The 11,961-nt window shown below is 71.2% G+C and carries 7 protein-coding genes and 1 pseudogene; 5 read left to right on the top strand and 3 right to left on the bottom strand.

The features are described from left to right. Positions 1–136: 136 nt before the first annotated feature. The gene (locus ACJ73U_RS43970; protein ID WP_407783736.1) at positions 137–949 is read left to right on the top strand and encodes an ABC transporter permease; all 813 of its coding nucleotides are present in this window, start codon (positions 137–139) and stop codon (positions 947–949) included. Here ACJ73U_RS43970 and ACJ73U_RS43975 read toward each other — a convergent pair. Then, positions 946–1,692 (bottom strand): esterase/lipase family protein, encoded by a 747-nt coding sequence (locus ACJ73U_RS43975; protein WP_407783737.1) that lies wholly within the window; start codon positions 1,690–1,692, stop codon positions 946–948. The genes ACJ73U_RS43970 and ACJ73U_RS43975 overlap by 4 nt on opposite strands. Before the next feature lie 159 nt (positions 1,693–1,851). Between ACJ73U_RS43975 and ACJ73U_RS43980 the strand changes: the two genes are divergently transcribed. The 3 genes from ACJ73U_RS43980 (at position 1,852) to ACJ73U_RS43990 (ending at position 9,583) form a co-directional block, all read left to right on the top strand. Continuing rightward, positions 1,852–3,102, top strand: a complete 1,251-nt coding sequence (locus ACJ73U_RS43980) for an ROK family protein (protein WP_407783738.1) — start codon at positions 1,852–1,854, stop codon at positions 3,100–3,102. Positions 3,103–3,263: 161 nt separating this feature from the next. Then, positions 3,264–9,011: a ThuA domain-containing protein gene (locus ACJ73U_RS43985; protein WP_407783739.1), complete on the top strand. Its 5,748-nt coding sequence runs from the start codon at positions 3,264–3,266 to the stop codon at positions 9,009–9,011. 65 nt (positions 9,012–9,076) lie between these two features. Next, the gene (locus ACJ73U_RS43990; protein ID WP_407783740.1) at positions 9,077–9,583 is read left to right on the top strand and encodes a hypothetical protein; all 507 of its coding nucleotides are present in this window, start codon (positions 9,077–9,079) and stop codon (positions 9,581–9,583) included. Here ACJ73U_RS43990 and ACJ73U_RS43995 read toward each other — a convergent pair. Beyond that, positions 9,576–10,826 carry an amidase family protein gene (locus ACJ73U_RS43995; RefSeq protein WP_407783741.1) on the bottom strand — a complete coding sequence of 417 codons (1,251 nt, stop codon included), beginning with the start codon at positions 10,824–10,826 and terminating at the stop codon, positions 9,576–9,578. The genes ACJ73U_RS43990 and ACJ73U_RS43995 overlap by 8 nt on opposite strands. Next, a complete protein-coding gene (locus tag ACJ73U_RS44000; protein ID WP_407783742.1) occupies positions 10,819–11,709 on the bottom strand; it encodes a carbon-nitrogen hydrolase family protein in 891 nt (296 codons plus the stop codon). Before ACJ73U_RS44000 ends, ACJ73U_RS43995 begins: the two co-directional genes overlap by 8 nt. Before the next feature lie 39 nt (positions 11,710–11,748). On the opposite strand from ACJ73U_RS44000, the pseudogene ACJ73U_RS44005 reads away from it, so the two are divergent. Then, positions 11,749–11,961, top strand: a pseudogene (locus ACJ73U_RS44005) (dksa/trar family transcriptional regulator); the annotation flags it as partial.

An 11,961-nucleotide genomic window follows, 5' to 3' on the forward strand; every position in this document is an offset into this window, starting at 1 on the left:
GCCTGCTCGACACAACCCCACACCCAGCCGGAGCGCACGTCGTGATCACCCAGCCGGCGCGCAACCATCCCCACCTGCCCAACACGACCTCACACCACCGCACCCGGTCGGAGGGCGCGTAGTGATCGTCGTTGAGTTGCGGAAGTTGGTCGGGCGGCCTCGGGTGTGGCTGTCCATTGTTCTGTTGTGTGCGGTGCCGGTGCTCGTGGCGGTGTTGCTCGCCGTTTCGGACGTCGCGCCGCCGCCCGGGCAGGGGGGTGCCTTCCTCTCGGCGGTGTTGAGCAACGGGTCGCTGTATCCCGCCGCCGCGTTGGCCATGGTGTTGCCGGTTTTCCTGCCGTTGGCCGTCGCGGTCTACGCGGGTGACGCGGTTGCCGGTGAGGCCAACACGGGGACCTTGCGCTACCTTCTCGTGCGGCCGGTCGGGCGGCCGCGGTTGCTGTCGGCGAAGCTCGTCGCGCTCGCGGTCTACATCGTTCTCGCGGTGTTCGTCGTCGTGGTCACCGCGCTGGTCGTCGGGGTGGTGTTGTTCGGCACGGGGGCCGAGGCGGTGGGGCAGCCCGGGGGCGTCACCTCCCTCTCCGGCGCCTCGCTCGGGCCGGAGGAGCTGGCGGTTCGGCTGCTCGCCGCGATCGGCTACATCGTCGTGTCGATGCTCGGGTTCGGGACGATCGCGCTGTTCTTCTCCACGCTGTCCGACTCGGCGCTGGGCGCGGCGTTGTCCTCGCTGGCGGTGCTCATCGCCAGCTCGATCCTCGAGACCCTCGACGCCGCCGCGCCGCTCAAGCCCTATCTGCCGACCAACTACTGGCTGTCCTGGATCGACTTCTTCCGCGACCCCGTCCTGTGGCACAACATCGACCGCGGACTGCTGCTCCAGGCCGGCTACATCGTCGTGTTCTTCGGCGCGGCCTGGGCCAACTTCGGCACCAAGGACATCACCAGCTAGCACCCCGCCACGGGCGCCGTCATCGCCCTCCCGCTCAACGCGGCCAGGACGACACGCGTCACCAGCGGAGACGTCGGCAGTTCCGAGTGCGCCACGACCGCACGCGCGCACAGCTCCTGCACCGACACGTTCACCGCGCCGGCCAGGCGGGCGGAGTCGGGGGGTCGGACCGTCTGGTCGTTTTCCGTCCAGATCGACAGCCACGGCACGGCGACCGGTCGGCGGTCGGCCGCGGTGAGCAGGGCGCTGCCCGGGCTGAGCTGCTGGCAGGCCACCGGGCACGCACCGGGGGCGATCACCCCGCCTTCGGCGGCGAGGTCGGTGCCGTGCAGCGGCGAGCCGAGCGTGACGACCCGGCGGACGCGGTCGGCGCCGGGACCGTTCACCCACAGCCGCGCCACCACGCCACCCGCCGAGTAGCCGACCACGTCCACCGACCCGGCGTCGCCCGCGGCGTCGTCCAGGGCCCGGGCCTGGGCGTTGAGGTCGCCGGTGCCGTCGCCGGGAAGCGGCACCACGCGGGCGTCCCGGCCGGCGCGGCGCAGCTCGTCCGCCAGGGTGGACAGCGCCGACCGGGACCCGCCGTAGCCAGGAACCAGCAGGACCGGGACCGGGCCGTCCTGGGACGGGCCGGAGCCGAGAACGAGAACCGCCGTCGTCGCGGTGCCGGCGACGACGAGTGCCGCGACGGCCGTCACGAACAGACGACGCGGTCTGCTCAGGGCCAGCCACCAGTCACGCACACCTCCATGGTGCCGCAGATGACTTTCGTGCGGATCGGGCGAAGTTATGACTCCGCGCTGCGAAAGTCGGGCGAAACTTACGAGTAGGCCTTGACCTGGTCTTCACACGGCCTTAATTTGTCCGACTAACGGACAAATTAAGCGGGGCGGTGTGGCCTTGTGAACGCATCGAGACCGGTGGCCCGGCTGGCCGGGCGGCGGCCTGCCGACCAGGTCACGATGCGTCGTAGCAACCTCGCGCTGGTACTGCGCCACCTGCGTGACGCCGGCCCCCGCAGCCGGGCCCGCGTCGCCGTCGAGACCGGGCTCAACCGGGGCACCGTCTCCAGCCTCGTCGCCGAGCTGGTCGACCGCGGGCTGGTGCGTGAGGGCGACGTCGAGCGCGGCGGCTCGGTCGGCCGTCCGGGGCAGACGGTCGAGCTGGACGGCCGGCACATCGGCGGGATCGGCGTGGAGATCAACGTCGACTACGTGACCGCGATCGTGCTGGACCTGGCCGACACGCCCGTCTTCGAGCACCGCGTGGCCCTCGACGTGCAGGCCCTGCCGCCGGACGCGGTGCTGGACGCCGTCACCGAGCTGGCCGGGCAGGCGATCGCGGCGTGCGCGGAGCGGGACGTCATGCCCGTCGGACTGACACTCGCCGTGCCCGCGCTCGTGGAACGGGACGAGGGCGTGGTCGCGTTCGCGCCCAACCTGCACTGGACGGGGGTCAAGGCCGTCGAGGGCCTGCACCACCGGCTGGGCCACCCCGGGTTCGCCATCCGGGTGGACAACGACGCGAACCTGGCCGCGCTCGGGGAGTTCGCGATGGGCAGCCGCGCCGGCACGCCGCACCTGGTCTACCTCACGGGTGAGACCGGCGTCGGCGGCGGTGTGATGGTCGACGGGAGCCTCCTGCGGGGCGCCGAGGGCTTCTCCGGCGAGATCGGGCACATGCCGCTCAACCCCGGCGGGGACATGTGCGGCTGCGGCCGGCGCGGGTGCTGGGAGACCATGGTCGGGCTGGCCGCGTTGCTGCGGATGGCCGCGGCGCCGGACGACCCCGTCCGCGACCCCTCGCTCGACCTGGAGCGGCGGCTCGCCATGGTGCGGGACCGCGCCGAGAAGGGCGAGGCACGCACGCTCGACGCGCTCACGCTGGTCGGCGAGGCGCTGGGCCTGGGCGCCTCGATCCTCGTCAACGTGTTCAACCCGCGCGTGCTGGTGCTCGGCGGGTACTTCGCGAGCCTCGGGAGCTTCCTGGCCGAGCCCATGCTGGCCGAACTGCGTGCCCGGGTGATGGCGCCGGACGCCTGCGAGGTCGTGCTCTCCACCCTCGGCTTCACCGCGGCCGCGCGGGGCGGCGCGCACGTCGCGCTCGAGGCCGTGCTCGACGACCCCACCCTGGTCCCGCTCCGCCCCACCTAGAACGGGCCGTGGTGCGCGGCGTGGCAGCGCCTCGCACCACGGCAGGTGCACCAAACCGGGAAGAAGGGAGGCCACGAGAGAACCTCACTCACCTGTTCGGGGAAGCAACGCCAGTCACACCCCGCCCGGATCGTTCCGGGCACCCCTTGGGAGGTTAGTAGATGTCCCTGACGAGCAGGGCGACCGCGGCCGTGTCGGCCCGGTTACGCCGTTTCGCTCGACTCGGTAGACCACTGGCGGTGGTCACCGTCGCCGCCGCGGTCACGGCAAGCATGGCGTCCGCGACGAGCGCGGCCGCCGCACCGGAGGCCGACCCGGCCTTCAAGGCACTGGTCTTCTCCAAGACGACCGGCTTCCGCCACGACTCCATTCCGGAGGGCATCGCGGCGATCCAGAAACTCGGCCAGGAGCACAACTTCGCGGTCGACACCACCGAGGACTCGGCGGCGTTCACGGACGCCAACCTCGCGCAGTACAACGTCGTGATCTTCCTGTCGACCACCGGCGAGCCGCTGGGCACGCAGGAGGAGAAGGACGCGTTCCAGCGCTACATCGAGCACGGCGGCGGGTTCGCGGGCGTGCACGCCGCCTCCGACTCCAGCTACGACTGGGAGTGGTACGGCGGGCTGGTCGGCGCGTACTTCAAGCAGCACCCGGCGATCCAGCAGGCCACCGTCAAGGTCGAGGACCCGGCGCACCCGTCCACCAGGGACCTGCCGACGACCTGGGCCCGCACCGACGAGTGGTACGACTTCCAGACCGACCCGCGCGGCAAGGTCCACGTCCTGACCTCACTGGACGAGAAGACCTACACGGGCGGGTCGATGGGCTTCGACCACCCGAACACCTGGTGCCAGGACTACGACGGCGGCCGCTCCTGGTACACCGGTCTCGGTCACACCAAGGAGAGCTTCACCGAGGCGAACTTCCTGAAGCTGCTCCTCGGCGGCATCCAGACCGCGGCCGGCGTGGTCCCCGCGGACTGCTCGGCCTCCCAGGACACGAGCTTCGAGAAGATCACGCTCGACGACAACACGTCCAACCCGATGATGCTGGACGTCGCGGCCGACGGCCGGGTGTACTACATCGACCGGCTGGGTGACGTGAAGGTGGTGCAGCCCAACGGCTCCGTCGCCACGGCAGCACACCTGGACGTGTTCACCGCCAACGAGAGCGGCCTGCTCGGCATGGCGCTCGACCCCGGTTTCGCCACGAACAACTGGATCTACGTCTACTACTCGCCGAACGGCACGGAGTCGGTCGACCAGCTCTCCCGGTTCACCGTGAAGCCGGACTCCACTTTGGACCTGTCGAGCGAGAAGGTCGTGCTGAAGGTCCCCGTCCAGCGGTCGCAGTGCTGCCACCACGGCGGCGGCATGGTCTTCGACAAGGAGACCGGTGACCTGTGGCTCGCCAACGGCGACAACACCAACCCGTTCGACTCCGACGGCTACGCGCCGATCGACGAGCGCGCGGCCCGGTCCGAGTGGGACGCGCAGAAGTCCGCGGCCAACACCAACGACCTGCGCGGCAAGGTGCTGCGGATCCACCCGGAGGCGGACGGGACCTACACCGTCCCGGCCGGCAACCTGTTCCCGCCGGGCACGGAGAAGACCCGACCCGAGATCTACGCGATGGGTTACCGCAACCCGTTCCGCATCGGCATCGACCCGAAGACGCACAAGCTGATGGTCGCCAACTACGGGCCGGACGCGGGCAACCCGAACCCCAACCGGGGTCCGGAGAACACGGTCGAGTGGGACATCCTCAACCAGCCGGGCTTCTACGGCTGGCCGTACTGCGTCGGGCAGAACGTCCCCTACAACGACTACGACTTCGCCACCGGCACGTCCGGCCCGAAGTTCGACTGCGCGCACCCGGTGAACAACTCCCCCAACAACACCGGCCTGGTCGACCTGCCGCCGGCGATCCCGGCCACGGTCGACTACCACTACGCCACCAACCCGGCGTTCCCGGAGCTGGGTGGCGGCGGCGCGCCGATGGCGGGTCCGGTGTACCGGTACGACCCGAGCCTGGCGTCGGACCGCAAGTGGCCGGCGTACTGGGACGGCAAGGCGATCTTCGGCGAGTGGAACCAGAACAAGCTGTACTCGTTCCAGCTCAACGAGGACGGCAGCAAGCTGGTCGACATCAACCAGATCCTCTCGACGTTCAACTTCCTGAAGCCGATGGACATGAAGTTCGGTCCGGACGGCGCGCTGTACCTGATCGAGTGGGGTTCCGGCTTCGGCGGCGACAACGCCGACTCCGGCGTCTACCGCATCGACTACGTGCAGGGCAACCGGGCGCCGATCGCGCGGGCGAAGGCGGACGTCACCTCCGGCGTCGCACCGCTCACGGTGCACTTCTCCTCCGACGGCTCGCTCGACCCCGACGGCACGCCGGTCAGCTACGCCTGGGACTTCACCAGCGACGGGACCGTCGACTCGACCGAGCCGAACCCGACGTTCACCTACACGGCCAACGGCAACTTCAGCGCCACGCTGACGGTGACCGACGCCGACGGGCGCACCGCGACGGCGAACGTGCCGATCGTGGTCGGCAACACCGCGCCGACGGTGAAGCTGAACCTGCCACCGAACGGCGGGTTCTTCGACTGGGGTGACCAGGTCAAGTTCTCGATCACGGTCACCGACCCCGAGGACGGCACGATCAACTGCGACGACGTGCACCTGCAGTCGATCCTGGGCCACGACACGCACGGCCACCCGCTCGACCAGTACACCGGTTGCGCCGGGACCGTGCAGACCACGCTGTCGTCCGGGCACTCCGAGGGCGACAACGTGTTCTCGGTGTTCGAGGCCAGCTACACCGACAAGGGCGGCGCCGGCGGCGCGGCCCCGCTGACCGGCCGGGCGCAGGCGATCCTGCAGCCCAAGCACAAGCAGGCCGAGTTCTTCACCGCCACCGGCCGCGTGGCCGACGGCGCGGGCACCGGTGACCCCGGCGTCCAGGTGGAGACCGCGTCCGACACCGCGGGCGGGTTCAAGGACATCGGTTCCATCGAGGACGGCGACTGGTGGTCCTTCGACCCGACGAACCTGTCCGACATCGACTCGATCGGGTTCCGCGTCGCGTCCAACGGCGGTGGCGGGGTCATCGAGGTGCACTCCGGCGCCACGGACGGCCCGCTCGTCGGCAAGGTCGACGTGCCGCAGACGGGTGACTGGCAGCAGTACACCAACGTCACGCTGAACCTGGACAACCCGCCGACGAACAGCGGACCGCTGTACTTCGTCGCGCGGCGGCCGGCCGGCAGCAACGCCACCGGTGGTCTGTTCAACGTCAACTGGGTCGACTTCAACGGCAAGGGTGTCACCGATAACCAGCGCCCCGAGGTCACCGCGACGGCCACGCCGACCCGCGGCACCGCCCCGCTGACGGTGGACTTCCACGCCGACGCCACGGACGCGGAGGGCGACAACCCCCTGACGTACCAGTGGAACTTCGGCGTGGCGGGCGCACCGACGGCCGCCACACCGGACGCGTCGTACACCTACACCGCCCCGGGCAGCTACGAGGCGATGGTGACGGTGACCGACGCGCGTGGCGCGGCGACCACCGAGCACGTGGACGTCGTGGTCGACAGCCCGAGCGTCACGTGCCTCACCGGGAAGTCGGACGACTTCCTCGGCGCCTCGCTCGACTCGGGCCGGTGGCAGGTGGTCCGGCAGAACCAGGACCTGTCGGTGCGGGACGGCGCGCTGCACATCCCGACCGCCAGCACCGACATCTACGGGACGGACAACTCGCAGGCGACGCCGAACCTGGTGCTCCAGCCCGTGCCGAACGGGGCCTGGCAGGCCACCACGAAGGTGTCGCTGACCGCCCGGGACGCCTACCAGCAGGCGGGCCTGATCCTCTACGGCGACGACGACAACTACGCCAAGATGGTCCTGGAGGGCCGCGGCACCGCCTCGGCGAACGACCGCGTCTTCCAGTTCATCCGGGAGGAAGCCGGGCAGCCGAACGAGGTGGGCGACTCCAACACCGCCAACCTCGGCGCGGCGTACCCGGACACCGTGTACGTGCGGCTGGCCAGCGACGGCACCCACCTGACCGCGTCGTACTCGGCGGACGGGTTGTCGTGGACGGCCATGCCGCAGACGGACAAGCTGATCGCCGGGATCACCAACCCGCGCATCGGCCTGGTGTCGTTGAGCGGCACGGGTAACCACCCGGTGGTCGACGCGGCGTTCGACTGGTTCCAGCTGGTGCCGGACGACACCGCGACGGCGCCGACGCCGAACGACGAGTTCGACGGGTCCGCGGTGGACGGTTGCCGGTGGACGACGGTCGTGCGGCCGGACGCCACCAAGACCCGGGTGAGCGGCGGCAACCTGGAGATCGACACCACCCCGGGTGACATCTACGGCACCGACAACAGCGGGCCGAAGAACTTCACCCTGCAGACCCCGCCCGCCGGGGACTGGACGGTGGAGACGAAGATCGACGGCAGCGCGTTCAACCAGGCCTACCAGCAGGGCGGCCTGATCGTGTACACCGACGACGCGAACTACGTGAAGCTGGACTACGTCGCGGACAGCGCGACCACCAAGCGGATCGAGTTGCGTAGCGAGACCGGCGACGTCGTGGCCGATCCGCAGCCGACGGCGAACGACCTCACGCAGGGCGTGTGGTATCTACGGCTGGTCAAGTCCGGGGACAACTACCGCGGGTTCTACTCCGCGGACGGGCAGAACTGGACCGACCTCGGGCAGACCGTGACCAACGCGGCCGTGTCCAGCGGGAAGGTCGGGCTGTTCGCCTTCGGTGCCAGCGCGACCGCGTCGGCGACGGCGAAGTTCGACTACTTCCACGCGTCGTGGGCGTCCCAGCCCGACGAGACGGCGCCGGTGACCACCGCGACCACGGACCCGGCGACCCCGGGTGCCAGCGGCTGGTACACGGGCCCGGTCTCGGTGACCCTCGCGTCGTCGGACGAGGAGAGCGGCGTCGACCACACCGAGTACACAGTGGACGGTGGGGCGTGGACCCCCTACACCGCGCCGTTCACGGTGAGCGGGGACAAGGCCCACGCGGTCCGGTACCGCTCGGTCGACAAGGCGGGCAACGCGGAGGAGGCGAAGTCGCTGGCGGTCTCCATCGACGCCACGGCACCGCTCACCACCGCCCAGTTCGCCCCGGCGAACGACAACGGGTGGCACGCGGGCGCGATCCCGGTGACACTGGCCGCGACGGACGCGACGTCCGGCGTGGCCGGCACCGAGTACTCGCTCGACGGCGGCCCGTGGACCCCGTACACCCAGCCGGTGGACGTGTCCGGCGACGGTGAGCACACGGTGTCCTACCGGTCGACGGACAAGGCCGGCAACGTCGAGACCCAGAAGGCGGCGACGCTCAAGATCGACGGCACGACGCCGACGGTCCTGATCTCCGGCATCGCCGACCGGCAGGTGTACGGCGACAGCCAGGACCTGCGGATCAGCTGGCAGGCCGTGGACACCACGTCCGGGGTGCGGACGCTGACCGGGTCGCTCGACGGCGACGGGTTCACCTCGGGTGCGTTGCTACCGCTGTACACCACCTCACTCGGCACGCACTCGCTGACGGTCACCGCGGTGGACAACGCCGGCAACCGGACGAACCAGACGGTCACGTTCGGGGTCTCGACGTCCACCCGGGACCTGGCGAACCTGGTGGACCGCTTCAAGGCGGTCGGCTGGATCAACCAGGCCACGCAGAAGTCGTTGCAGGACCAGCTCACCAAGGCCCGCAAGGCCGAGGCGAATGGCAACGACGCCAAGACCGTCAAGTTGCTGCGTGAGTTCCGGACCCTCGCCACCGACCCGACGAAGGTCACGAACGCGGAGGTGCGGAACACGCTGGCCAGGGACACCGACGACCTGATCACCCGGCTGTCCTGACCCGTCTCGGGGGTGCCTCCGCGTCCGGGGGCACCCCCACCCCTCCCGCCAGAAGGAAACGCGAGATGATCCGCAGAGCCCTGTTCCTCGCCCTCGGCGTCGTCGCCACGGTCCTGCTCGGCGCCACCCCCGCCTGGGCCCACGGCGGCCCGATCGCGATCGACGTGCGCGGCGACGGCGGCCAGGGCATCACGGCCACCGTCACCTACGCCCGCGACGGCCACTACGTCACCGGCCAGGTCGACCTGACCTACACGGCGGTGTCCGCCGGCGGTAGGACCGTCGGGCCGTTCCCGCTCACCGCGTCCGCCGAGGGCCAGTCGTTCTACGTCAGCAAGAACGCACTGCCCCTGGGCGACTGGACGGTGACGGTCACGGCCACCCACCCGTCCCCGGCCTCGAAGACGGTGTCGGTGACGTCGGCCGAGCTGACGGCGCCCGCCACCGCCGGCACGCCGGCACCGAGCGGCCTGTCGACGACCACCCTGGTGGCGATCCCCGTCGCGGCCGCGGTGGTGGGGCTGGTGGTCGCCTTCGCGCTGCGCAGGCGGCGCCAGGCCCGGCTCACCTGAGCAGCGGCCAGATCTCGGTGGCCACGGCCAGCAGCCGGTCGTCGTCGCCGGGCGGGGTCGAGAGGAGCACGCTGGCGCGCAGGCCGCCCGGCAGCGTGCCGTGCGGCAGCGCCACGCCCGGCAGACCGAAGTAGCTCAGGAGCGCCGTCGTGCGCAGCGCCCGGCGGTTCGCCACCGCCATCGCGTCCAGGTCCGCCAGCAGCGGGGCCACCGGCGGCGCCGGGTCGCGGACCGTCGGGCACAGCAGGACCGCACCGGCCAGCTCCTCGACCAGCCGGGCCCGCAACCCGGCCCGCGCGGCCCGCACCACCGGCTCGCCGGCCGCGTCGAAGTCGGCCAACCGGCGCAGCACCAACGGATCCACGTCGGTCGGCTCGTCCAGGAGGTGCCCGTAGCGCTGGTACGCCTCGGCGACGGCCAGCGTGCCGTGGTCGTCCATGAGGTCCTGCGCCTCGACGAGCGCCGACAGCGTCCGGTGCTCGATGGTGATCCCGTCCAGTGTGGACAGTGCGTCCTCGAAGGCCGCGCGGACCGACGGCTCGCAGTCGTCCACCAGCTCGCCGGTCGGGACCACGCACCGGAACGCCGCCGTCTCGGGCAACGTCGCCGTCTCGGGGAGCGTGGCCGTCTCGGGGAGCGTGGCCGTCTCGGGGAGCGTGGCTGGCGCGCCACGCAGCCACGCGTCGGCCCGCACGGCGTCCGCCACGTCCCGGGCGAACACGCCGATCGTGTCGAGGCTCGGGGCCAGGGGCAGCATGCCGGTCCGGTCGTAGCGGTGGATGCTCGCCTTGTACCCCACCAGACCGCAGAAGGCGGCCGGCACCCGCACCGAGCCGGAGGTGTCCGTCCCGACCGCCAGGTCCACGATCCCGTCCGCCACCGCCACGGCCGACCCCGACGAGGAGCCCCCGGGTATCCGGTCGGGCGCCAGCGGGTTGACCGGGTTGCCGAAGTGCGGGTTCAGCCCGAGCCCCGAGAACGCGAACTCGCTCTGGTTGGTCTTGCCGACGCACACCGCACCGGCAGCGGCCAGGTTCGCCACGATCGGCGCGTCCTGTGTGGCCACCGGGGCGTCGCGCCGGGTGAAGGAGCCGTTGGTGCTCCGCGTGCCGGCGACGTCGAACAGGTCCTTCCACGCGACCAGCGGCCCGGGTCCTTCACGGCGTGCCCGCTCCGCGGTGACCGTGACGAACGCGGCCGACTCCCCGGCCCGCGCCAGCGCCTCCTCGACCCGGTCAGACACGGGGCGCCCGCCGGGTGGTCGTCAGCTGGAACAGGTCCGGCCGCGCGTAGTGCCCGGACACGTCCAGGTCGAGGTAGGCACCGTCGAGCAGATCGAGATCGAGGTCGGTCACGAGCACATCCTCCCGGTCGAACACCGGACCGGCCAGCGGCGCGCCGAACGGGTCCACCACGCAGCTGCCACCTCGGATCACGACCGGGTCGTCGCCGAGCGGGAAGTCCGGCGGGTAGTCGCCCCGGACCGCGAACTGCGTCGCCGACAGCACGAAGCACCGCCCCTCCACCCCGATGTGGCGCATGGTCGCCGCCCAGGTGTCCCGGCTGTCGACCGTCGGCGCGCAGTACAGCTCCACCCCCTGGCGGTACAGCTCGCCGCGGTAGAGCGGCATGTAGTTCTCCCAGCAGATCGCCATGCCGACCCGACCGAGGTCGGTGGCGATCACCGCAACGTCGGACGCGTCGCCCTGCCCCCAGATCAGCCGTTCGATCCCGGTCGGCACCAGCTTGCGGTGGTGGCCGAGCAGGGTGCCGTCCGGCGCGATGAGCAGTGCCGTGCAGTACAGCGTGTGCCCGGCCCGCTCGACCACCCCCACCACGACGTGTACCCGCCGCGCGGCCACGGCCCGCCGCAGCGGGTCGAAGTCGTCGATCGCGGACCGGCGGTACCGCGCGAACAACGCCCGCCCCGCGGCCGTGCGCGCGCCCACCGTGGCCCCGAACGTCGCGCCCTTGGGGTAACCGCCGATGAACGCCTCCGGGAACACCACCAGCTCCGCGTTCTCGGCGGCCGCCCTGGCGAGCAGCTCCCCGAACCGGCGAAGGGTCTCCGGCGGGTCGAACAGGCTGGGCGCGGCCTGCACGACCGCCACACGTCGGCTCCTCATGTCCGCACGGTAACCCCCGGTCGGTGGTCCAATGGAGGCATGACCGACCCGGCCGTCCGGGTGGCCGCGCGCCGCACGGAGACGCTGCACCTGATCGAGACGCTCACCCGCCAACTGGACGGCATCATCGAGTCCTCGACCCACACCACGAACGACGACGAGCACGACCCCGAGGGCGTCACCATCGCCTACGAACGCGCCCAGGTGGCCGCACTGCTCGACCAGGCCCGCGCGGAGCTCCGCGCCCTGGAC

It is taken from the genome of Actinophytocola sp. (genome assembly GCF_045807065.1).
Taxonomy (GTDB): domain Bacteria; phylum Actinomycetota; class Actinomycetes; order Mycobacteriales; family Pseudonocardiaceae; genus Actinophytocola.

Bases quoted from the DNA above. Each gene is read 5' to 3' on its own strand.
- ACJ73U_RS43990 (WP_407783740.1), top strand. From the start codon at position 9,077: ATGATCCGCAGAGCCCTGTTCCTCGCCCTCGGCGTCGTCGCCACGGTC.
- ACJ73U_RS43985 (WP_407783739.1), top strand. From the start codon at position 3,264: ATGTCCCTGACGAGCAGGGCGACCGCGGCCGTGTCGGCCCGGTTACGC.
- ACJ73U_RS44000 (WP_407783742.1), bottom strand. From the start codon at position 11,709: ATGAGGAGCCGACGTGTGGCGGTCGTGCAGGCCGCGCCCAGCCTGTTC.